General features: G+C 73.2%; 20 protein-coding genes and 1 pseudogene. 6 read left to right on the top strand and 15 right to left on the bottom strand.

Annotated elements, in window-relative coordinates; genetic code table 11:
* Positions 1-61 precede the first annotated feature (61 nt).
* The 6 genes from OG332_RS06645 to OG332_RS06620 all read right to left on the bottom strand — a co-directional run bounded on the left by OG332_RS06645 (position 62) and on the right by OG332_RS06620 (position 5823).
* Positions 62-1297 (bottom strand): MAB_1171c family putative transporter, encoded by a 1236-nt coding sequence (locus OG332_RS06645; RefSeq protein ID WP_327412568.1) that lies wholly within the window; start codon positions 1295-1297, stop codon positions 62-64.
* Entirely contained in the window at positions 1294-2727 is a 1434-nt protein-coding gene (locus OG332_RS06640; protein WP_327412567.1) for an NAD(P)/FAD-dependent oxidoreductase, read from the bottom strand. Before OG332_RS06640 ends, OG332_RS06645 begins: the two co-directional genes overlap by 4 nt.
* Positions 2728-2813: 86 nt before the next feature.
* Positions 2814-3398, bottom strand: coding sequence for a toxin-antitoxin system, toxin component (locus OG332_RS06635; RefSeq protein WP_327412566.1), 585 nt, complete (start codon positions 3396-3398; stop codon positions 2814-2816).
* Entirely contained in the window at positions 3395-4429 is a 1035-nt protein-coding gene (locus OG332_RS06630) for a hypothetical protein (RefSeq protein WP_327412565.1), read from the bottom strand. The genes OG332_RS06635 and OG332_RS06630 overlap by 4 nt, the downstream gene beginning before the upstream one ends.
* 165 nt (positions 4430-4594) lie before the next feature.
* Positions 4595-5026 (bottom strand): hypothetical protein, encoded by a 432-nt coding sequence (locus OG332_RS06625; RefSeq protein ID WP_327412564.1) that lies wholly within the window; start codon positions 5024-5026, stop codon positions 4595-4597.
* Between the two features lie 89 nt (positions 5027-5115).
* Positions 5116-5823: a helix-turn-helix transcriptional regulator gene (locus tag OG332_RS06620; protein ID WP_327412563.1), complete on the bottom strand. Its 708-nt coding sequence runs from the start codon at positions 5821-5823 to the stop codon at positions 5116-5118.
* 169 nt (positions 5824-5992) lie between these two features.
* On the opposite strand from OG332_RS06620, the gene OG332_RS06615 reads away from it, so the two are divergent.
* On the top strand, positions 5993-6409 hold the full coding sequence (locus OG332_RS06615) for a hypothetical protein (protein ID WP_327412562.1): 417 nt from the start codon (positions 5993-5995) through the stop codon (positions 6407-6409).
* Here the strand turns inward: OG332_RS06615 and OG332_RS06610 are convergent.
* Together OG332_RS06610 and OG332_RS06605 are read right to left on the bottom strand one after the other, a co-directional pair.
* A complete protein-coding gene (locus OG332_RS06610; RefSeq protein WP_327412561.1) occupies positions 6395-7228 on the bottom strand; it encodes a helix-turn-helix domain-containing protein in 834 nt (277 codons plus the stop codon). The genes OG332_RS06615 and OG332_RS06610 overlap by 15 nt on opposite strands.
* 43 nt (positions 7229-7271) lie before the next feature.
* Positions 7272-9074 (bottom strand): hydroxysqualene dehydroxylase, encoded by a 1803-nt coding sequence (locus OG332_RS06605; protein WP_327412560.1) that lies wholly within the window; start codon positions 9072-9074, stop codon positions 7272-7274.
* 175 nt (positions 9075-9249) lie between these two features.
* On the opposite strand from OG332_RS06605, the gene OG332_RS06600 reads away from it, so the two are divergent.
* Together OG332_RS06600 and OG332_RS06595 are read left to right on the top strand one after the other, a co-directional pair.
* Positions 9250-9555: a 4a-hydroxytetrahydrobiopterin dehydratase gene (locus OG332_RS06600; RefSeq protein WP_327412559.1), complete on the top strand. Its 306-nt coding sequence runs from the start codon at positions 9250-9252 to the stop codon at positions 9553-9555.
* On the top strand, positions 9555-10319 hold the full coding sequence (locus tag OG332_RS06595) for a class I SAM-dependent methyltransferase (RefSeq protein WP_327412558.1): 765 nt from the start codon (positions 9555-9557) through the stop codon (positions 10317-10319). Before OG332_RS06600 ends, OG332_RS06595 begins: the two co-directional genes overlap by 1 nt.
* A gap of 28 nt (positions 10320-10347) precedes the next feature.
* On the opposite strand, the gene OG332_RS06590 is transcribed toward OG332_RS06595, so the two are convergent.
* The 5 genes from OG332_RS06590 to OG332_RS06570 form a co-directional block, all read right to left on the bottom strand.
* Positions 10348-10773 carry an RICIN domain-containing protein gene (locus tag OG332_RS06590; RefSeq protein WP_327412557.1) on the bottom strand — a complete coding sequence of 142 codons (426 nt, stop codon included), beginning with the start codon at positions 10771-10773 and terminating at the stop codon, positions 10348-10350.
* A gap of 13 nt (positions 10774-10786) precedes the next feature.
* Entirely contained in the window at positions 10787-11593 is an 807-nt protein-coding gene (locus tag OG332_RS06585; protein ID WP_327419130.1) for an aldo/keto reductase, read from the bottom strand.
* A gap of 174 nt (positions 11594-11767) precedes the next feature.
* The gene (locus OG332_RS06580; RefSeq protein WP_327412556.1) at positions 11768-12538 is read right to left on the bottom strand and encodes an ABC transporter ATP-binding protein; all 771 of its coding nucleotides are present in this window, start codon (positions 12536-12538) and stop codon (positions 11768-11770) included.
* Positions 12535-15384 carry an ABC transporter permease subunit gene (locus OG332_RS06575; RefSeq protein ID WP_327412555.1) on the bottom strand — a complete coding sequence of 950 codons (2850 nt, stop codon included), beginning with the start codon at positions 15382-15384 and terminating at the stop codon, positions 12535-12537. The genes OG332_RS06580 and OG332_RS06575 overlap by 4 nt, the downstream gene beginning before the upstream one ends.
* A 9-nt stretch (positions 15385-15393) precedes the next feature.
* The gene (locus OG332_RS06570; RefSeq protein ID WP_327412554.1) at positions 15394-16662 is read right to left on the bottom strand and encodes an ABC transporter substrate-binding protein; all 1269 of its coding nucleotides are present in this window, start codon (positions 16660-16662) and stop codon (positions 15394-15396) included.
* Positions 16663-16992: 330 nt separating this feature from the next.
* Here OG332_RS06570 and OG332_RS06565 point away from each other — a divergent pair, with 330 nt between their 5' ends.
* Positions 16993-17613, top strand: a complete 621-nt coding sequence (locus tag OG332_RS06565) for an HdeD family acid-resistance protein (RefSeq protein ID WP_327412553.1) — start codon at positions 16993-16995, stop codon at positions 17611-17613.
* 40 nt (positions 17614-17653) lie between these two features.
* Here the strand turns inward: OG332_RS06565 and OG332_RS06560 are convergent, their stop codons facing one another.
* The gene (locus OG332_RS06560) at positions 17654-19477 is read right to left on the bottom strand and encodes an AMP-dependent synthetase/ligase (protein ID WP_327412552.1); all 1824 of its coding nucleotides are present in this window, start codon (positions 19475-19477) and stop codon (positions 17654-17656) included.
* Between the two features lie 168 nt (positions 19478-19645).
* Positions 19646-20011, bottom strand: a pseudogene (locus OG332_RS06555) (LysR family transcriptional regulator); the annotation flags it as partial.
* Positions 20012-20290: 279 nt separating this feature from the next.
* On the opposite strand from OG332_RS06555, the gene OG332_RS06550 reads away from it, so the two are divergent.
* The gene (locus OG332_RS06550) at positions 20291-21292 is read left to right on the top strand and encodes a hypothetical protein (protein ID WP_327412551.1); all 1002 of its coding nucleotides are present in this window, start codon (positions 20291-20293) and stop codon (positions 21290-21292) included.
* Positions 21293-21442: 150 nt separating this feature from the next.
* Positions 21443-22498: a bile acid:sodium symporter family protein gene (locus OG332_RS06545; protein WP_327412550.1), complete on the top strand. Its 1056-nt coding sequence runs from the start codon at positions 21443-21445 to the stop codon at positions 22496-22498.
* Positions 22499-22507: the final 9 nt, after the last annotated feature.

Here is a 22507-nt window from a genome sequence, read left to right as displayed (position 1 = left end):
CCGGGCCCTCGGGGCCGGGGCGTCCTGCTTTTCCGGGGGTGGGGGGCCTCCCCGGCGGTCCCTAGGCCCGTACGGCGGCGGCCCGGGCGGCGGCGACGATGGGGGAGGCGCGGAACTCGCGGGCCAGGGCGGTCAGGGGCTGGCCGGACAGGCGGGGCGGCTCGGAGTGCCGGAGCGGTACGGAGCCGGTGCCGGTGCCGGCATCCGTTCCGGTGGTGACGGCGTGGGCATGCACATCCGCATCGGCGGCAGGGGCGGCGGCCGCGGTCCTGCGGCCGCACGCGGCGGCGAGCATGGCGGCGTCGGCGACGACCTCGGACCGGGCCTCGCTCATGCCCTGCCCGCGCGCGGCCTCGTACGCGGTCCGGTGTACGGCCGGGTCGAACCATCGGGTGAGGGCCAGGATCCCGTCGTCGATGACGGACTCGCGGTGGATCAGCCGGATCCCGACCGGTGACCACCAGGTGAGCGGAACCGTCCGCACGCTGGACGCGGCGAAGCCCCGCAGCGCCTTCCACAGAGGGTGCAGCCCCCGGTACTCGCAGAAGTCCCGCCAGGTCGCCGACCCGCCGACCAGCGGCACGATGAAGCCGGTCGCCACCATCAGGGCCGCCCCCGCGGCCAGCGGCGGCGCCGCGTCCGTGGACAGGCCGTCCCAGTCGCGGCCTCTCCAGCGCGCGCCCAGCGCGGTCCACTTGGCGACGAGGTAGCCGAGGTCCAGCAGCCCGCCGGTCATGATCAGGGCCAGCCCGGTGCGCAGCGGCCGCAGGGAGGGGTGGGTGCGGCGCAGCCACCGCCCGGTCAGCACGGTCAGTGCCGAGCTGCCGACGGTGTGCGCCAGCAGATAGCAGACGATCATCTCCCGGATCCACGGGGTGCCGGCGTAGTACGTGTCCAGGTCCCGCAGGCGTTCCACCGGCGCGTCGCCCATCGCGAAGAGGACGACGATCGCCACCGTGACCCCGCCGTACACGGCCACCGTCAGCCGGGTGGCCCGGCGGACCACGGCCGGCGGGCCGCCGCCCCACTGCAGGACCAGCACGACGCACGACCCGGAGAACGCGGTGATCAGGCCGAACACCAGCGGGGCCGAGAAGTTGGCCACCCCGGTGAAGCGGTTGACGGCCGCGATCGTCGGTGGCGCCGCCAGGATCAGCACGAGGCAGCCCATGACCAGCAGCGCGCAGACGGCCCGCATCGGCGGCTGGTCCCACCTCCTCCGCAGGGTGGGCGCCTTGACCAGCAGGATCAGGACCAGGAGCGCCCCGGGCACGTAGAGGATCAGGCCGCTCTTCACCGGGCCCGGCCGACGGGGTCGGCCGGATCGGCCCGCTGGTCGAGCCCGGCGACCGTCCGCTCGGCGGAGGTGAGCGGCGGAGCCTTCAGCGCGCCGCGGTCGGAGGCGCGCAGGACGTTCCAGACCACCGACGGCTTGAGCCAGTGGGTGGGTGTGCTGCTCATGGTGATGACCTGGAGGAAGGCGGCGGTCAGCGCCTCCCGGGTGGTGGCCCCCGTCATCAGCCGGCTGACGTACGCGTTGAGCAGCCCGGCTCCGGTCCGCGGCTTCATGCCGGTGGCGCCGGGGTAGAGGATGTCCTGCGAGGTGGCGAGGTCCCAGGCGGTGGCCACCTGCGGGGCGATCGCGCGCTGCGCCTCGCGTCCGAAGGCCGGGTGGGCGAGCCCCCTGGCCCGGAGCAGGGAGCGTACGGCCAGCAGCCCCTGGGCGGCGACGGTCATGCCCTGCCCGTACAGCGGGTTGAAGGTGGCGACCGAGTCGCCGACGGCGAAGAAGCCGTCGGGCAGCTCGACCTTCTCGAAGAAGATCCGCCGGTTCGCGGTGCCCTTGGTGACGGCGACGTCGGTGAGGGGCTTGCGGCCCTCCAGGAGCTCGCCGACGATCGGGTCCCGGATGCCCTTGGCGAACGGGATGAACGCGTCGGGGTCGCCGGTCGGCTGGCCGCCGCGGGTGCCGGAGAGGGTGGCCTGCCACTGGCCGTTCTCGATGGGCACGATCGTGGCCGTCTGGCCCGGGACGGGCACGCGGGGGTCGGACTGCACGTTGACTATCGGGAAGCCGGACTCGTGGGCTCCGGCGGGCGCCTCGAAGATGCGGGTCGCGTAGACGAGGCCGGAGTCGACCTCGGCCTGCCGGATGCCGCCGACGCCGAGCTCCTGCAGCCAGGTGCGGGCGCGGGAGCCGCGTCCGCTCGCGTCGACCACGAGGTCGGCGGGCACGAACCTGCCCTCCTCCTCCGGGGTGTCGACGCGGACGCCGGTGATCCGGGCCGCCGTGCCCTCCAGGCCGCGGACGCGGCTCTGCTGGAGGGTGGAGACCCCTTCCAGGGCGGTCACCCGGGCCCGGACGACCGAGTCGAGGAGGTCGCGGCTGCAGGAGATGTTGAACTGCATCTCGGCGCAGCGCGGGATCCAGCCCTCGGCGGTCTTGGTGACCAGGTCGGTGGGCAGGCTGCGGCGGATCGCGCCCGCCGCCGTCCAGTCCTCGGTGATGCCGGGCAGGATGTCCTCGATCGCACGCGCCCCGCCGGACCACATGACGTGGACGTGCCGGGCCTGGGGCAGTCCGCGGCGCGGCGCCGGGCTGTCCGGGAGGGTGTCCGCGTCGATGATCGTGACCGTGGCGTGCTCGGCCAGGACGGCGGCCGCGAGCAGGCCGGCCATGCTGCCGCCGATGACGACGGCGTGGCGGGGCGGGGAAGACTGGGTCATCGTGTCGTGCTCTCTGTCAGGGCCGTGCTGAGGGCATCGGCGCAAGGGGTGCGGCGGGGGCGGCGTGCAGGTCACCGGCGTGACGCTCAACGCCCCCAGCCGAGCGAGGTCTTGATGCGCTCGATCGCCTCGGGGACCTGTTCTTCCCGGGGAGGCGGCAGGTAGGGCTTCAGGAGTTTGCCGAGGTACAGGCCGAAGATCTCGGCCCGGATCTCCGCTGGGTCCTCCCGGTCCGCGCGGGCGGCGGCCTGCCGGACCACCGTGCCCAGACCGGTGTCCGACTGCAGCAGCTCCGTGAGGCCGCCCCGGCGGCCGTCCGCGCCGTCCGCGTCGCCCGTCAGCCGGGCGGCCACCGCCATGCCCGGTCCGTGGCTGTCGCAGGTGCCCTCGTACACGTGCCACAACTCGTGGCAGGCGATGACGAGCTGGTGCTCGGGGCGGGTGTGTTCCTCGATGACGAGGAGATCGCGCGCGTCCATCTCCAGCCACAGCCCGCTGGCCGTGTCGGGCGGGAAGGAGGCGAAGCGGAAGTCGACCTTCCGACCGCCGCGCCGCCGGCCGTACGCGGTGCACAGCGCGCCGATGATATCGGCGGCGCAGGCTGGCGGCGTCAGCCGCGCGTCGGCGAGCAGATCCCCGCCGAGCCTGCGCATCGCCCGTGTGGTCCTCATGGCGCTCCCCCCTCGTCGGGCTCCGCCGGACGGCCGAGCTGGCCCTCCCGCGCGAGCAGGTCGTCCAAGTGGTCGGCGAGCGACTTCCAGCCCCGCGGGGAGAGCCGGCCGGCCCGCGTCACGATGCTCCGTACGTCGTGCGCCCGCAGCACGGCCAGCATCGGGTTCTCCTGCTCCCGCTCCCCGGACTCCAGTTCGGCCTCGATCAGGGAGAGTGCGGTGGCGAGCGCCTCGGTGTCGTCGGCCAGCAGGAAACCGCCCTCGACCCCGTAGAACCGCTGGATCCCGGCGGCCGCGGCGAGGTTCGGCAGGCCCTCGCCCTGGGCGACGCGGGTCAGCGACTGGCCCGACGCGTCGAAGGACTTGGCGATGGCCGCGAGCGAATGGGGCTGGCCGTCCTCCCGTACGCGGGTCCGGCGCAGGTGCTCGAACCGGTGGTGCACCTGCTCCTTGAGGGGGAGCCGGGGCGGCTCGCCGTCGAGGGTGAGCCGGATGGCCTGCGGGCTCATGCCGGTGAGGTACGACAGGTGTTCCAGGTCGTCCCGGCCGTCCGGGACGGCGGTGGCGTTGGCGTTGGCGGTGGTGGTGGCGGCGGCGGTGGCCGAGAGGGCGAGGGCCCGCTCCACCGCGCTCTTGCTGTCGGCCAGCAGGAAGCCGGCGTAGACCCCGAAGAACCGCTGCACGCCTGCCGCGTGCCCCATCCGCGGCAGCCCGGTCCCCGCGTTGAGCGGCCCGAGGGAGGCTCCGGGTGCGTCGAAGTCGTCGGCGATGGCGGCGAGCGGCCACTCCCGGCCGTGCTTGTCCCGGCGGGTGGCGCGCAGCCGCAGGAACCGCTGGTGCACGCGCTGCTCCAGCGGCACCTCGGCCGCCGTGCCCGCCACCACCTGCGCTATGCGCCCGGGTTCGACCCCGGACAGATGACTCAGCCGCCCCAGGCCCAGCACCCCGGCCGGATCCTGACCACGCCGCACCGACAGCGCCTCGACGCGCCGCCAGATCACGGCGAGATCGGGTCGGGCGGCGGCTCGCACCGGCGGATTCTCCATATGTCGACAAGACGTTCGAGTGAATCGGGCTCCGTGAAGCCTAGCCCCCCGCTCCTGCCCGAACCAGGGGAACCCCAACGTTTCCTGCCGTACGACTCAAAAAGGGTTGGCATGACCTCCGAGGCAAGCGCAGCGGGATGCCGCGAACGGTCAGGCGTCGAAGCGGCGGTTGCCGGTGAGCGACCACACGGCGGAGATCCGGCCGTCCGTGACCGCGAACATGTCGATGCCGCTCTTGACCACGACGTCTCCGTCGCCGCCGTCGCTGCTCTCGATCCACCGGCAGGCCATCTCACCGCGCTCGGTGTCGACCAGCGGTGCGGCGTCGGCGGCGAACGTCAGGCCGGTGAGGGCGAGGCTGTTGGCCGAGATGAACGCCGTCAGTTCGTCCGGGCCGAAGGTGTGGGCGGAGCCGGTGCCGTCGAAGTCGTCCGCGAAGTGCAGCCGGAAGCCGGGGGCGAGGATCTGCTCGGCGAGGGCGACGTCACCGTTCCAGAGCGCCGTCCAGCCCTCCACCAGCCGGGTGCCGGCCTCCCGGGTCAGCGGTGCGGAGTCGGTGAGGGGGGTCGTCTTCACAGACATGGGTGCCTTCCAAGGTCGGTTCGTGGTCACCCAGCCTCCGGGCCGTGCGCGACAACCCCCTGTCGGTGATTAGCCCTCCGGGCGGCGGCTCAAGCGAAACCATAGAGCTCGTCAAGTGCGACGAAATCCCATCCGGGGGTGTCCAGTTCGGACAGGTCCACCGGACGGGGCTCCGCCGTCTCCTCCAGTGCCCGCGCCTCGCGGATGCGGTCGAGGCGGAAGCCCCGCACGGCGGAGCGCAGCCGGCACCAGCCGATGAGGTACCAGTGGTCGCCTCCGAGGAAGCCCAGGGGCTCGACGGTGCGTGCGGTGACCTCGTCCTCCCCGTCGGCGTAGGACAGGTGCAGCAGCCGGCGGGTCGAGAGCGCCTCGCGCAGGGTGTGCGGGAGCGCGGACGGCCGAACGGGGTTCACGGCGAGCCGTACCCGAGCGGCGAGCTCGCGCGCGGCCTGACGATCGCGCTGCGGCATGACGGCGAACACCTTGTACAGCGCCGAGCGGGCGTCCGCGGCGAACGGTGTCCCGGCCAGCCCGTGCAGCGCGACGGCCAGCGCCGCGGCCTCGGCCGGGGTGATGGCCAGGGGCGGCAGGGTGTGCTCCTTGTCCACCACGTACCCGCCGCTGCGGCCCGGTTCGGCGTAGAGCGGCACACCGGACTGCTGCAGGGCGCTGAGGTCGCGCTCGATCGTGCGGGTGCTGACGCCGAAGCGCTCGGCGAGCCACCGGGCGCTGCGCGGCCGGGGCGAGACCGCACGTAACTCCTCCACCAGGGCGTACAGACGCTCGGTACGGTTCACAGCCAAGGACCGTAGCCGATGCCCGGGCCAGCGGGCCCGTTACCTGCGAGGTAATCGACCCGCTCCGGGTCGCCGGGCACAGTGGGGTCATCGGGTTCCGGGGCCGCGCACTCGGTCCCGGAAGCCGTGTCCCACCTGGCCGTTCGACCTCGATGGAGGGGGATTTCGCATGTCCGCGACCCTGCTCGGCAGCATTGCCCGTACCGGCGTCCCGCACGTCATGCTGCGGCGCTTCCTCGCGCTCGACTCCGTCGTCACCACCGGCAACGGGCTCGCGTACGTCGCCTTCTCCGCGCCGCTCGGGCGGTTGCTCGGGGTCGGGCAGGTCCTGTTGCTCGAACTCGGGATCCTGCTGGTGCTGTACGGCGCCGCGGTCGGCTGGCCGGCCTCGCGGCGGCAGCCCCCGGCGTTCCCGGTGAAGCTCGTGATCGAGACCAACTACGCCTGGGCGGCGCTGAGTCTCGTCTCCCTGGCCGTGTGGTTCACGCCCACGGCCGCCGGGGCCGTGTGGATTGCGGCGCAGGGCCTCACCGTCGCCGGCTTCGCCCTGCTCCAGCAGCTCGCGCTGCGCTCAGTCGGCAAGTGAGCGCAGGTACTTCACCGTCGCCGGGTCGGCCGGGAGCATGGTCTCGATGGCCAGCTCGGCGACGGTCACGTCCATCGGCGTGTTGAAGGTCGCGATCGACGACACGAAGGACAGCAGGTGGCCGTCGTGCTCGATGACGAGCGGCAGTGCGATGTACGGGACGGGCTCTGCCGGTTCCCCGTCCCCCGGGCGCTCCGCGGCCGGCGGCACCGGGTACGCGGACACCTCCTCGTACAGCGCGCGCAGCGGCTCGGAGCGGGCCAGCGCGATCTGGCGCTCCATCTGGGCCAGCAGGTGCCCGCGCCACTCCCCGAGGTTGTGGATCCTCGGGGCGAGGCCCTCGGGGTGCAGGGTGATCCGCATGGCGTTCAGCGGCGGGGTCAGCAGGTGCTCCGGCAGCCCGTCCAGCAGCATCGCGATGCCCCGGTTGGCGGCGACGACGTTGTAGGTGGCGTCGACGACGAGCGCCGGGTAGGGCTCGTACCCGGTCAGCAGCTGCCGGATGCCCTCGCGCAGTGTCTCCATCGACGGGTCGTCCAGCGCGGTCTGGGCGTAGCGCGGGGCGTAACCCGCCGCCAGCAGCAGGGCGTTGCGCTCCCGTACCGGCACGTCGAGGCGGTCGGCGAGCCTCAGCACCATCTCCTCGCTCGGCCGGGACCGGCCCGTCTCGATGAAGCTGATGTGCCGGGACGAGGAGCCGGCGCGGCCCGCCAGCTCCAGCTGGCTGATGCCGCGCCGCTCCCGCCATGCGCGGAGCAGGGCGCCGACCGTCGGGGCGGGAGCCGGCGCGGGTGCCGGTGCGGGGGGCGTCGGGGTCATGCGGACGACGGTAGCCGAGCCCCTCGCCCCGGGCCGGCCCGCGTCACCCCAGGTCGAAGATGTTGCGCAGGCCGAGGCGGTGGCGCCACAGGTCGTGCCGCTTGGCGGACTCCAGCTCCGGCGCCCGGTACATGGGCCGGACCGTGCACCGCTCCGCCTGCGAACCGTCCCGGTCCAGCAGGCTGTTGACGGCCGCACGGGCCGAGGCGTTCGCGCCCTCCATCGTCGCCAGGTCGATGTCCACCGCGACGTAGTCCCCGCTGAGGAAGAAGTTCGGGACGCGGGTCCCCGCGCTCGGCCGGTTGTGGAGGGTGCCCACCGGGTGGATCAGCAGCTCGTCCTGGTTGGTGGGGTGCGGGGTGCCGAGCCCGTCCACCCCCGGGTCCAGGAACCAGGAGTGCAGCCCGGAGTCGCTCAGCAGCGTCTTCCCGGTGTCGTTGAGGGAGGCCTTCAGCTGCGCCCACACCTCGCGCGCCACCTCCTCGCGGGTGCACTGCTTGGCCGTCTTCCCGTACAGGATCCCCGGCTTGTCCCACTCGGAGATGTCCACCGACAGGCAGTCGACCGCGGTACCGTCGCCGTAGTCGGCCGGGAAGTTCCGTGCGGGCCAGTGCTCGGCCTGCTGGATCGCCGTCAACGACCACGGCGAGTCGATGCAGTTGAGGTGCCCGTGCACCAGCGGTGCCCGCTCGGTCAGATAGAACTGGATACCGGTCATCCAGTCGGTCTCCAGCTTGTCGCAGCGCCCCAGCATCGGGTCGGCCGCCCGCAGGCCGGCGCTCCAGGTGCGGCGGGCGTGCTCGACGGGCAGCGCGCTCACGTAGTGGTCGGCCGTGATTGTCTGCCGGGCGCCGTCCGGGCCCTCGACGCAGACCCCGCTGACCCGGCCGTTCCCGTACTGCACCTCCCGTACGGTCCACCCGATCCTGAACTCCACTCCGAGCGACCGCAGATGGGCCTCCCACGGGTCGATCCACGCCTCGTTGGTCGGCAGGTTGAGGATCCGGTCCGGCGGGCCGTCCGCCCCGCGCCCCAGCACATTGAAGACGAAGGCCTCGCCGAGGGTGCCGACCGTACGGGTGGAGGCCTCCTCGGCCTTGGTCGCGACGATGTTGCGGGTGATGCCGACGGCGAGGATGCGCTGGTACTCGGACGACATCCGCGCCGCGCGCACGAAGTCCCACCACGGGGTCCGTTCCCAGACCTCGTTGCGCCGCTCGTCGCAGCTGGTGAGGAAGACGAGCACACGGTCCACGAAGTACGCCGTCTCGTGCAGCGGGAGCCGGAGCAGCGTCTGCAGGATGGCGGTGAGGGCCCGCCGGAGCTCGTCGGGCGTCAGCTCGGCGGGGGAGTGGTCCGGCCAGGGGATGGGTCCGCGCAGGTCCTCGCGGCCACCCGCCCGGGCGAACATCATCTCGCGCGGGGCGACGAGGTTGTCCCACACCCCGTTCGCGTTCCCGGGGAAGGGGATGCGCCGCATGGTGTCGGGCAGGTTGTGGTAGATGCCGGGGATGAAACGGAAGCCGTGCTCGGCGGGCAGCGGCCGGCGCCCGCCGCGGGCGCTGCCCGGCACGTCCATGCTGCGCGCCTTGCCGCCGAGCGCCCGGCGCTCGTACACCGTGACGGCGTAGCCGCGCTCGGCGAGTTCGTGCGCCGCGGTCAGGCCGGCCACCCCGCCCCCGAGGACGGCGACGCGGCGGCCGTCCGGCTGTGCCGGGGCGGCCGCCGAAGACGCCGCGGCCGCCGGGGCGGTCGCGATCCCGGCCGCCAGCGCGCCGGCGGTGGCCACGGCGCCCGCACCCGCACCCGCGATGAACGTACGCCTGGAACTCCCTGTGCTGGTCATGGTGAATGCCCCCTGGTTACCGTTGGTAACAGTCATGTCCGGCGCAGGAGCCTATGGGGGGCGCGAGGGACGCGGAAGGCGCAGAAGTACCCGAGCGCACTATGGCGCGAAAGGTTCGCTCCGGCGTGCACTGTGGGAACCTTGACTACACGTCACGGGGAAAAGGAGCCGGTGCATGCCGAGTGAGCCGCTGTCACAGAAGGAGATCGAGGACCGGTTGCGGGAGCTTCCCGGCTGGGCCTTCGAGGACGACCGGATCATCCGCACCTACCGGCTGGGCACGCACTTCGCCGCGAGCGCCCTCGTCGCCCACATCGCCTCGGTCCAGGAGGAGTTGAACCACCACTCGGACCTGACCCTCGGCTACAACACGGTCCGGCTCTCCGTGAACAGCCACGACGCGGGCGGGGCCGTCACCGAGACCGACTTCGCGCTCGCCGAACGCGTCGAGGCCCTCGCCCCGGCCCACGGCGCGAGCTGATGACCACGCACATACAGACCGGCACACCCCTGCTGGACTACGACGCCGAGGCCGCGGCCTACGACGCGAGCCGCGGCGGCGCCCCACGCGCCGAGGCCGCGGCCGCGGCGGTCCTGCAGCTGCTCCCGGCCGACGTGGGTACGCTCCTCGACCTCGGCTGCGGCACGGGCATCGTCACCAGCCGGCTGACCCGCCCCGGACTGCGCGTCCTGGGCGCGGACGCCTCCCACGGCATGGCCTCCGTGGCCCTGCGGCGGGGCGTCCCCGTGACCCTCGCCGACGCGGCCCGGCTGCCGGTGCGGTCGGGCTCGCTGGACGCGGTGAGCGCGGTGTGGCTGCTGCACCTGCTGCGGCAGCCGGAACTGGTACCCGCCGTGATCGCCGAGGCCGGACGGGTCCTGCGGCCCGGCGGGGTCTTCCTCACCACCGTGGACAAGGACTCCGCGCACGACGTGGGCAGCGACGTCGACGCCGTGTTCGCCGCACACCTGGCGCCGACCCCCGCCGACGCCTCCGGGGACGTCGAGGCGTACGCGGCCCGGGCGGGCCTGCGCCCGGCCGGCGAGGCCCGCTTCACCGGCCACGGTCAGGGCCGCAGCCCGCGCGCCTCCGCCGAGGCCCTGCTCGCGGGCCGGTACGCCTCCCGCATAGCGCCGCGCGGCATCACCCCGCAGGAGCTGGCGGCGCGGCTGGAGCTGCTGCCCGACCAGGACGTGCCGCGCGCGGAGCCGACGTACCGCGTACGCGGCTTCGTACGCGTCTGACGGGCGCGCGCGGCTCCGCGCCGCCGGGCTACACCGGCTCCAGGCGCCACCACTGCGTCGGGGAGTCGGTGTCCTCGCCCTGCCGGACGCGCCCCGCCCCGTCCGACTCCAGCGGCAGGCCGCTGATGCAGGCGATCAGGGACACCACCCCGGGATCGTCGAGGTGCTCCTCGACGATCCACTCCTGCGCGCCGAAGGCGTTGGCCCGCCACACCTGCACCCGCGCGCCGCTGTCCGTCGACGCGTTCGCGACGTCGAGGCGCCGCTCGTTGTCCTCGCTCACCACGTGGAAGATCCCGCCGCCGCTGTGCACCGGCGAGATCCGCCACCGGCGGGCGGCCTCCGGCGCGGGCGGCCCGTCCGGGCCGACCCGCACCCGGGAGGCGCCCTCCAGCTGGAGCACCAGCCCGCTGTCCACGTTGCGGATCCGGTAGAGCCCTTCGGGAAGGTTCACCTGGACCTCGCCCTCAGACGTCGAACTCGGCCGGGTCCGGCCCGATCCGTCGGCCCGCCGCGCCCGCGCCCAGCGCGTCCAGTGCGGCGACGTCGGCGGCCTCCAGCTCGAAGTCGAAGACGTCCAGGTTCTCCCGGATGCGCGCCGGGGTCACGGACTTCGGGATCACGATGTTCCCGTGCTGGAGGTGCCAGCGCAGCACCACCTGGGCGGGGCTGCGGCCGTACGTGTCGGCGAGCGCGGCGACCGCCGGGAGGGTGAGGAGCTCCTTGCCCTGGCCGAGCGGGGACCAGGCCTCGGTGGCGATCCCGCGCGCGGCGTGCACGGCGCGCAGCTCGGCCTGCGGGAAGAGCGGGTGCAGCTCGACCTGGTTCACGGCCGGCACCAGCGCGCTCTCGGCGGCGAGCCGCTCCAGGTCCTCCGGGCGGAAGTTCGACACGCCGACCGCCTTGGCGCGGCCGCTCGCCGCGATCTCCTCGAAGGTCTTCCAGATGGCGACGAAGTCGTCGCGCATTGGGCGCGGCCAGTGGATGAGGTACAGGTCGATGTGGTCCAGGCCCAGCTTGCCGAGGGAGTCGTCGAAGGCGCGCAGCACCTCGTCCCGGCCCCACCGCTGCTTCCGGCCGTTCCACAGCTTGGTGGTGACGAACAGCTCCTCGCGCGGCACCCCGGAGGCGGCGACGGCCTTGCCGGTGCCCTTCTCGTTGCCGTAGACGGCGGCCGTGTCGATGCTGCGGTAACCCGCCTCCAGAGCGGTCCCGACGGCGTGCTCCGCCTCCGCGTCGGGCACCTGCCAGACGCCGAAGCCGAGCTGGGGCATGAGGCTGCCGTTGTTGAGCTGAATGGTGGGGACCTGCTGGTTCACGTCTGGTGGTTCCTCGCGTCGGCGGCGGTACAACGTCGTACGAGGGGCGACAACCGGGCCCTCGTACGACGTATTCCCGCCATCGGCGGAGCCCCTCGCGCGGCCCCGCACACGGCCCTCGCGCAGCCCTCACGCGGCCCCCAGATACGCCTCCCGCACCAGCGGGTTCGCCCGCACCTCGGCCGCCGTGCCCTCGGCCAGCACCGCCCCGAGGTCCAGTACGACCACCCGCGTGCAGAGGTCCATCACGAAGGCGACGTTGTGCTCGACCAGCAGCACCGCACAGCCCTCCTCGGCCGCCAGCCGCCGCACGACCGTCGCGAGCCGCTCGCGCTCGGGCGCCGACATGCCGGACGCGGGCTCGTCCAGCAGCAGCACCCGCGGCGGATCGGCCACCGCGCGGGCCAGCTCGACCATCCGGGCCTGCCCGACGGGCAGCCCGCCGGCGTACGAGGTCCCGAGCGCGCCGATCCCGCAGTCGGCCAGCACCCGCTTGCCGCGGGCCCGGCGGGCCAGCTCCCGGGCCCTCCGGGCCGGCAGGGCGAGCAGATCGGCGGCCAGCCCGCCCCCGCCGCCCCGCCACTCCTGCGCCACCAGCACGTTGTCGGCCACGCTGAGCTGCCCGAACAACTGCTGGCGCTGGAAGGTCCGGCGCATCCCGTGCCGGGCCCGCCAGACGGGGGAGCGGCGGGTGATGTCCGCGCCGTCCAGCAGCATCCGCCCCTGGTCGGGCCGGCGGATCCCGGACAGGACGTCGAACAGCGTGGTCTTCCCGGCCCCGTTCGGCCCGATCAGCCCGCACACCTCGCCCGCCCGGACGCCGAGGTCCACCCCGGTCAGCGCCCTGACCCCGCCGAAGCGGACGCTGACACCACTGGCTTCCAGCACGTAGCCGCTCATGTCCCCACCCCGCTCGTCCCGACCCCGCTCGTCCCCACCCCGCGCGTCCCGATTCCGCGCGTCCCGATTCCCAGGTAGGCCTCGGTGAGCCGGTCCGCCTCCACCTCGGCCCGGGGGCCGCACCAGGAGACCCGGCCCTGGGAGAGGCAGGCCACGGTGTCGGCGATCCCGAGGATCCCGGCCGCCTTCTCCTCCACCAGGAGCAGCGCGGTCCCGGCGTCGCGGAGTTCCGCGAGCAGCGCGTAGACCTCCTCCACCACGCGCGGGGCGAGCCCGAGCGAGGGCTCGTCGGCGATCAGCACCTCGGGCGGCCGCTGCAGCAGCGGGGCCAGGGCCAGCATCTGCTGCTCCCCGCCGGACAGCGCTCCGGCGGCCACCGTGCGGCGCTCCGCGAGCCGGGGGAAGCGTGCGTAGACGGCGGCCCGGGCGTCGGCCTCCCCGAGGTACAGGGCCAGGTTCTCCTCGATGGTGAGGGAGGGGAAGATCCCCCGGCCCTCGGGGGCCAGCAGCACCCCGGCCCGCGACCGCCGCACGGGGCCGTCGCGGGTGGCGTCCCGCCCGCGGACGAACACGGCGCCGCCCGTGACCGGCAGCAGCCCGGCGGCCACCCGGCACGCGGTGCTCTTCCCGGCCCCGTTGGGCCCGAGCACGGCGAGGATCTCCCCCTTGCGGACTTCCAGGTCGACCCTGTGCAGGACCAGCCCCCCGTCGTACCCGGCCGTGACGCCGCGCAGCTCCAGGGCGGGCCCTGCGGGGCTTTCCCCCACCCCGCCCTTCCTCCGTTCCCCGGGGCTCCGCCCCGGACCCCGCTCCTGCGCGGCAATTCCAGCCCGCCCGGCGTTTGAGGGCACCGGGCGCGCAGCGTCCGGCGGGGGGCCGGGGGCGGAGCCCCCGGTTTCGGGAAGGGGCGGGGTGGGGGACGAGCCGCCCGCAGGGCCCACCGCCCGCCGCTTCGCCAGCCGCACCGGCACCGCCGCGCAATACCCGTCCGGGTCATTGGCCAGGGCCAGCCCCGCCAGCCCGAAGAGGATCACCGGCAGGTGCGCGGACTCCGTCACGTAGTCGGACAGCAGCCGCGGGGCCACCGCGAACACCAGCCCGGCCACCACCGCGTACTGCGGCCTCCGCACGCCCGCCGCCACCACGACCGCCAGCCATACCAGCCCCGTCAGCGCCGTGAAGTCCGTCGCCGTGATCCGGGTGTTGTACGAGGCGTACATCACGCCGCCGAACCCGGCCAGCCCCGCCGACAGGGTGAAGAGCAGCAGCTTCGTCCGCAGCACGGACACCCCCGAAGCCACCGCGGCCGCCGGGGCCGACCTTACGGCCAGCATCGCCCGCCCCGACGGGGAGTTCCGCAGCGCGCTCAGCCCGGCGGCGACCACCGCGACCAGTACCACCAGGGCCGCCCCCAGCGCCCGGTCGTCGGAGAGGTCCACCGGCCCGAACACCGGCCGCGGGACCGACCACCCCGAGTCGCCGTTGCGCAGCCACCTCAGCTGGAAGAGCACCTGGTCGGCGAGGAACGCCAGCGCCAGCGTGGCCAGGGCCAGAGATCTGCCCCCGAGCCGCAGTGCCGGCAGCGCGACGAGCGCCCCCAGCAGGGCTGCCACGCACGTGCCCACCGCCAGCGCCGCCACGAAGGGCCAGACCCGGCTCATGAGCAGCCCGGCGACGAGCGCGGCTCCGGTCACGAAGGTGCCCTGTGCCAGGGACACCATCGCGCCCAGCCCGGTCACCACCGTGAAGGACATGAACACCAGCGCGATGGCCAGCCCTTGCGCCAGCAGCCCGCTCCAGAAGGGGGTGGTCACGGTGTAGAACGCCACGCACAGCAGCCCGGCGCCCGCCGCCCACACCCCCCACCGCCGTCCCCACGAGGCTCCCGCCAGGTGGTCGACGGGCGGCGCGTCCACGGCGGCGACTCCCGCCGTCCGGGCCCTGCGGGTCAGCACCAGCAGCCCGCCGAAGAGGATCAGGAAGGGCACCGCCGTGCGGAAGCCCGTGATGCCCTCGGCGAAGGACGCGTACCCGGCCACCAGGTTCTGCAGGACCCCCAGCCCGAGCCCGCCCGCGAAGGCGAGCGGCACGGACGCGAAGCGCCCGATGACCGCCGCCGTCGCCGACACGAACAGGAACAGCGTGAAGTCGTGCGCCGAAAGGCCCAGCAGCGGCGTCGCCAGCACGCCCGCCAGCCCGGCCAGCCCCGACGCGATCATCCACGCCACCGACGACAGCCGGTCGGCGCTGATGCCCCGCAGCTCGGTCAGCGAGCGGTTGTCGACGGCGGCCCGCAGCTGCAGCCCGAGGCGCGTGTGCCGCATCAGCACCCACAGGGCGACCGCCACCAGAGCCGTCACCACCCAGGTGATCAGCTGGTCGGAGTCGATGCCGACGCCCTCCGCGAGCTGCCAGGACCGGGCGGGGCTCGGCCCCACCCCCGGCAGCCCGAACTGGTTCTCCGCCGGTTTCACCGGCGCGCCCGCGTCCGCGAGCAGGTCCACCGCCCACAGTCCGGCGGCCGGGAGCGCCACCAGCAGTCCGATGGTCGCCACGATCTGGGCCGTCTCGCCGACCCGCGCGAGACGCCGGAACATCAGCCGGTCCAGCCCCCAGCCGAGACCGGGGGCCAGGACGAGCACCACCAGCAGCGCCGCCGGGACCGCCGGCCAGCCCAGGCCCGAGTGCAGCTCGTAGAAGGTGAGCGCACACAGGTAGGCGGTGGCCCCGTGCGCGAAGTTGAACAGTCCGGACGCCGAGTACGACAGCACCAGCCCGGTGGCGAGCAGTGCGTACAGGGCGCCGGAGACCAGACCGCTCAGCACGAAGACGAGCAGATCTCCCATGCCGCAGCCCTACTTGAAGGGGATGGGCTCGTGGCACTTGAACGGGACGGAGACCTCGTACGCACCGTTCTTCAGCTGTACGAGCGCTCCGCAGCCGAAGCTGTCCTTCTGCCCCTTGGGCTCCGCCCGGTCGCCGACGAGCGTGCCGGTGTCGGAGAAGCCCTGCGCGGCGCTCTGGAAGGACTCGACGGTCAGCTCCTTGCCCGCCTTCTGCGCGATGGAGACGAACAGGTCGGCCGACATGTACCCGGTCAACATGTGCATGTTGAGCGGCACGTCCTGGCCGCCCGCGGCCGCCTTGATGTCGGCCTTGAACTGAGCCATCTTCGGATCCGCCGACTCGAAGGGCTGGAACTGCAGCAGTACGTGCACTCCGTCGAGCGCCTGCTTCGTGGCGTCCTTCGCGAGCAGGCCCGGGTCGTAGTCGGTCGGGTCGGAGAGCAGCCCCTTGTACCCGCTGCGCTTGAGCGCGGTGAACAGCCCGATGTTGTTGGGGGTCTGCATCACGGAGACCACGGCGTCCGGGGCCTTGCCGCCGTTGCTCTCCAGGATCTCCTTCACGTACGCGGACCAGTCGCTCGGGACGGCGGTGGCGGGTACGGAGGCCTTGGCGTAGGAGACCGTGAACCCGGCGCTGGTGAAGCCCTGCTGGAAGGTCCGGATGCCGAACTTCCCGGCGTCGCTGTCGTTGGCGATGACCGCGACCGACCTGCCCCGGGCTCCGCCGAGGATCGCGGCGATGCCCTCGGGCCAGGTCTGGTTCAGGGTGCCGCCGGGGGTGGGGACCAGGCAGCCGTTGAACCCGTAGATGTACTTGGGCCCGCAGAAGGAGGGCAGGGTGCCCCAGCCGAAGGTGGGGACCTTCTCCTGCTCCAGGAAGTCGGCGCCGGAGAAGGTCACCGAACTCATGGGGGAGACGGCGAAGACCTTGTCCTGCTGGATGAGTTTGCGGGCGGCCGCCATGTTCTTGGCCGGGTCCTGGCCGTCGTCCTCCGCGCCGAGGTAGTCGATCTCGCGGCCGTTGACACCCCCCTCGGCGTTGGCCCTCATGTAGCGGGCCCTGGCGCCGAGATCGGTGTCCTTCTTGCTGTAACCGCTGGCGCTGGTCATCGACACGATGCCGCCGACCTTGATCGAGTCGGCGGTGACCCCGCGGGAGTTCCCCGGGCCGTCGCCGGGCTTGCCGGGGCTGGCGCCGTTCGTGGAGGCGGAGTTGCAGGCGGAGACGAGCGCGAGGGCCGCCGCCGCGGCGGCCAGGGTGCGGATCGGTCGCAACATGTCGGGGATCCCCTCCGGTCGGAATCCCCGCATTCTGTGCGTGACCTGACGCACCGTCAATATCAGCGGCAAAGAGAAGTGACGGACCGTCAGTTTCGATGAAGGGGCGGTCGGGAAGGTGTCCAGACCTGCGGTGACCGTGATGACGGGGTGATCGCGGCCAAGGGGTGCCGACGAGGTGCTCCACCCCGGTCCCCGGCCTCGGTGTGTGGACCCGCCTTCGGCGCGGCAAAACCTGACATATCCGACTAAGGTGGATCGGAAAGGTAACAAGCATGTCCGGCGGCTCGTGGTACCCCTGCGTGCCGTCCGGCTGTCCCGGGAGGCGTGATGACCGTACCCTCCGACGCGGCGCAGCACCCGCAGAGCGACCCAGAGGACGTCCTCGGGCAGCTCGGAAACTCGTGGCACTGGGCACTCGGCTTCGCCCTCGCGACCCTGATCCCGGGCATTCTGGTGCTCGTCTGGCCCGACGAGACGCTGCACATCCTGGCCGTGATCATCGGTCTGCAGCTCCTGGTGGCGGGCGGCTTCCGCTTCGTCTCCGCCTTCTCCCACAGCCGTGACGACGGCGGCAGCAGACTGGCCGGCGTCCTGGTCGCCCTGCTGGCGTTCCTGGCCGGCGTCCTGGTCCTGCGGCATCCGATGCAGACGATCGGCGCGCTGTCCCTGATCGTCGGGGTGTTCTGGCTGATGTCCGGAGTGCTCACGGCATACGTGGCCATCGCCGACCGCTCGCTCGTGCACCGCGGCCTGACCTTCGGCCTGGGCGCCCTCGGCGTCGTCGCCGGAATCGTCGTGCTCTGCTTCCCGGTGGACTCCGCGGTCGCCCTGACGCGGCTGCTGGGACTGTGGCTGGTCCTGCTCGGCGTCTTCGAGGTGGTGATGGCCTTCTCGCTGCGCTCCGCCGCCCGCCGGATGACACCCAAGCCCACGCCCCGTCCGGGGTGAACGCCGGGCGTGGACGGACGCGCCGTGCCCCCGGCCCCGCTCAGGACGCGTAGAGGGCCGCGACCTCCTTCGCGTACGCCTTCTCGATCGCCCGGCGCTTCAGCTTCAGCGAGGGGGTCAGCAGTCCCCGCTCCTCCGTGAACTGCTCGCCCAGCACCCGGAAGGTGCGGATCGCCTCCGCCTGCGACACGAGGGTGTTGGCGGCCACCACCGCCCGGCGGACCTCCGCCGCCAGCTCGGGGTCGTTCACCAGGTCCGCGGCCGGCAGCTGCGGCCGGCCGCGCATCGACAGCCAGTGCGCGATCCCGTCCATGTCCAGCGTGAGCAGGGCCGCGATGTACGGGCGGTCGTTGCCCACCAGCACGCACTGCGACACCAGCGGATGCGAGCGGACCCGCTCCTCCAGCGCGGCCGGCGCGACGCTCTTGCCGTTGGAGGTCACCAGGATGTCCTTCTTGCGCCCGGTGATCGTGAGGTAGCCGCTCTCGTCCAGCCGCCCCAGGTCCCCGGTCGCCAGCCAGCCGCCGTGCAGCACCGCCTCCGTGGCGCGGGGGTCGTTGAGGTACCCGGCGAATACGTGGCGGCCGTGCAGCCACACCTCTCCGTCGTCCGCGATGTGCACCGCGCTGCCCGGGATCGGCCGGCCCACCGTGCCGTACTTCGTCGCCCCCGGCGGGTTCGCGGTGGCCGCCGCGCACGACTCGGTCAGGCCGTACCCCTCGAACACCGTGATCCCGGCGCCGTCGAAGAACAGCCCGAGGCGGCGCGACATCGCAGACCCGCCCGACATGGCGTGCCGCACCCGGCCGCCCATCGCCTCGCGGACCTTCCCGTAGACGAGCTTCTCGAAGAGCTGGTGCTCCATCCGCAGCCCGGCCGAGGGCCCCGGCCCGATGCCGAAGGCCTTCCGCTCGCGCGCCTCCGCGTACCGTACGGCCGTCTCCACCGCCCGGTCGAAGGGACCCGAGCGCCCCTCCGCCTCCGCCTTGCGGCGGGCCGCCGCGAAGACCTTCTCGAAGACGTGCGGGACGCCGAGCACGAAGGTCGGCCGGAACGCGGCCAGATCCGGCAGCAGCTCGGCCGCCGCCAGCACGGGCTGGTGACCGAGCTTGACCCGTGCCCGGACGGCGGCCACCTCCACCATCCGCCCGAAGACGTGGGCCAGCGGCAGGAAGAGCAGGGTGGACGGCTGCTCGCCCTGCCTGCCCTGGAACACGGACTCCCAGCTGGTCACCAGGGTGTCCGCCTCGTACATGAAGTTGGCGTGCGTCAGCACGCACCCCTTGGGCCGGCCGGTGGTCCCGGAGGTGTAGATGACGGTGGCCGTCGCGTCCGGCGTCACGGCGCGGCGATGGCGGTGCACGACGTCCTCGGCGACCCCGCGGCCGTCGGCGACGAGGGACTCCACGGCCCCGGCGTCGAGCTGCCACAGCCGCTGCAGGTGGGGGAGCCGGTCGATGACCGAGCCCACCGTCATCGCCTGGTCCTCGTCCTCGACGACGCAGGCCGTGCAGTCGGTGTCGTACAGGATCCAGTGCACCTGATCGGCGGAGGACGTCGGATAGACGGGGACCGGCTGGGCGCCGATCGCCCACAGGGCGAAGTCGAAGAGGGTCCACTCGTACCGGGTACGGGACATGACGGCGACCCGGTCCCCGAAGCGCACGCCCTGGGCCAGCAGCCCCTTGGCGAGCGCCAGCACCTCGGCGGCCAGCTCCCCGGAGGTGACGTCCCGCCAGACTCCGTCGGTCTTGCGGCCGAGCACCACCCGGTCCGGCTCCTCGTGGGCGTGCCGGAAGACGACGTCGGCCAGTCCGCCGACGGGCGCGGCCGTGACGACCGGTGGGACGGTGATCTCGCGCAAGGCCCCGCTCCTCTCCGCGCGCCGCGGCGAACGTACCTCACGGTCAAGGGGGGTTGATCAGCAATCGGATACCTCCACAACACCTCCCCAGTGACCATGCTCCCCATGCCTCTGACGTGCGACATCGGCGGTGCCGTCCGGGTTGCCGCCGGGGTCGCCGCAGGGTTGGTCCAGATCCACCTCGGGATGCTCGTGACGGAAGCCCTCCAGGAATTCCGGAAGCCGCGTCAGCACGAAGTCCTCCGAGGCCCCGAACCGCAGTCGCCCCCGCAGCCGCGTCCCCGCGAAGAAGGCCGCCGCCCGCTCGTGCGCCTCCAGGATCGTCCGCGCGAAGCCGAGCAGCGCCTCGCCGTCCTCCGTCAGCTCCACGCTGTGCGTGTCCCGGACGAACAGCGGCCGTCCCGTCGCCTCCTCCAGCCGCCGCACGTGCTGGCTGACCGTGGACTGCCGTACGCCGAGCCGCCCCGCGGCCTGCGTGAAGCTGAGCGTCTGGGCCACCGTGAGGAACGTACGCAGCTGGACGGGGTCGTACATACCGCCGATGCCAGGGGTGTCTCGGCCGTTCCCGCGGACGCCGTTCCCCGTCACGGCCGTTGACCTGCGCACGAGCCGTCCACGGAGCCGGGGGGCGGCTGCGCCGTGCGTGGTGCGCCGGGTTACCGTGTCCCTTCATTTCGAGGGGGACAACTGATGTCGCACCACATGGGGCCGGGACCGTACCCGGGACAGCCGAATCCGCAGTGGGGAGGCGGCTGGCAGCCGCCGCTCCCGCCGCCACCACAGCCCGGCGTCATACCCCTGCACCCGCTCACCATGGGCGAGATATTCAACGGCGGCTTCGCCGTCTTCCGCCGGTACGCGAAGCCCCTGATCGGCGTCATGCTCGCGGTCCAGGGCATCGGAATCCTGGTCGTGCTCGCCGGGATCGGCGCCACCGTGGCCGCCGTGCAGGACCGGTTCGCCGCCGTCTTCGACCTCCCGCCGGGGGACCGCCCGGACGGCGCGGACGTGGCGGGCCTGTTCCTCTCCTTCGTACCGGTCGTCGTGCTCCTGCTGGTCGTGGTCACGCTCTGCGCCGGGATGATCAGCGCCCTGTGTCCCGCGGTGACGCAGGAGGCCGTGCTCGGCCGGCCCACGACCTTCGGCGCGATGTGGCGCCGCAGCCGGTCCCGGCTGCCGTCGGTGCTCGGAACCGTGCTGCTCACGGGGCTGATCGTGGGCGGTCCGCTCCTCGTCCTCTACGCGATCTGCGTGCCGCTGATCGTCATGTCCGTCGACGATTCCGAGCCGCCGGCCGTCGCGCTCTCCCTGCTGTTCCTGGGCGTCTTCCTCTACATGCCCGTCGCGGTCTGGCTCATGACGCGGTTCAGCTTCGCGTCCGCCGCCGCCGTGTGCGAGGAACTCCGCCCCGTCGCGGCCCTGCGGCGCTCCTCCCGGCTGGTCAGCGGTGACTGGTGGCGCGTGTTCGGCATCACGATGCTCGGGTACCTCGTGGCCGGCGCCGTCGGCTACATCATCCAGATGCCCTTCAGCACGGTCGGCATGATCCCGCTCTTCCCGACCCTGATGGCGGGGGACGGGTCCGACGTGGATGTGAGCCAGCTGATCTTCGGGCTCGTCGTGTACACGATCGCCTCGCTGGTCGGCGGCCTGATCAGCGCGGTGTTCCAGTACGGCTTCCCCCAGCTGGTCATCACCCTGCTCTACGTCGACCAGCGGATGCGCAAGGAGAACCTCGCGCCGGTCCTGATCGCCGCCGTCACCCCCGCGCCCGCCCCGGCGCCCGCGCCCCCCGCGGCGGCCGACGAGGTGTGACACCCACCTGCCATCGCAGGGCGTGATGACAGTGAGTGCGGTGTACGGGTTTCCCGATGACCGCTCCACCGTCGACGATGGGGGCAGCACCGCGCCCGGGTCCGTCGGCCCGGGCGCCACCCGCCCCGACAGCAAGTGAGCACCCCGCGCATGCGCCGCCCGCACCTCCCCGCCCGGCTGCCCCTGGACCCGTACGTCCTGGCGCTGCTCGGCACTGTCGGCCTCGCCGCCCTGCTCCCCGCCCGCGGCGCGGCCGCCTCCGTCGCCGACGGCGCCTCCACCGCCGCCGTGGCCCTGCTCTTCTTCCTCTACGGCGCCCGGCTCTCCACCCGCGAGGCCCTCGGGGGACTGCGCCACTGGCGGCTGCACCTCACCGTGCTCGCCTGCACCTTCCTGCTCTTCCCGCTCCTCGGCCTGGCCGCCCGCGTCCTCGTACCCGGCGTCCTGACCCAGCCGCTCTACGGCGGCCTGCTCTTCCTCTGCCTCGTCCCCTCGACCGTTCAGTCCTCCATCGCCTTCACCTCGATCGCCCGCGGCAACGTGCCCGCCGCGATCTGCGCCGGCTCCTTCTCCAGCCTGGCCGGCATCGTCCTCACCCCCCTCCTCGCCGCCGGCCTCCTCGGCAGCCACGCGGGCGGCTTCTCCCCAGGTTCCCTGCTCAAGATCACCCTCCAGCTGCTGCTGCCCTTCCTCCTCGGGCAGGCCCTGCGCCCCTGGGCCGGCGGCTTCCTCGTCCGCCACAAGCAGGTCCTCGGCCACGTCGACCGCGGCTCGATCCTGCTCGTCGTCTACGCCGCCTTCAGCGCGGGCGTGGCCGCGGGCATCTGGCACCGCGTCAGCCTCCCGCGGCTGGGCGCCCTGCTGCTGGTGGAGGCCGTACTCCTCGCCGTCATGCTGCTCGTCACGTGGTACGGGTCGGCGCGCCTCGGCTTCGGCCGCGCGGACCGCATCGCCATCCAGTTCGCCGGGTCGAAGAAGAGCCTGGCCGCCGGACTCCCCATGGCCAGCGTGCTGTTCGGGGCGCAGGCCGGCCTCGCCGTGCTCCCGCTGATGCTCTTCCACCAGATGCAGCTGATGGTCTGCGCGGTCCTCGCCCGCCGCCGCGCCCGGACCGCGCCCATCGAGCACGGGGAGCCCGAGGCCGCCGCCGACCGTGTGGCGGAGGTCTCGCCCGCAGCCCAACAGCCCACCGGCCAGGCCCGATAACGTGCGGTG

The organism is Streptomyces sp. NBC_01233 (assembly GCF_035989305.1).
Classification (GTDB): domain Bacteria; phylum Actinomycetota; class Actinomycetes; order Streptomycetales; family Streptomycetaceae; genus Streptomyces.
The sequence above is the reverse complement of the archived record's forward strand: the minus strand, read 5'-3'. Positions and strand labels throughout refer to the sequence as shown.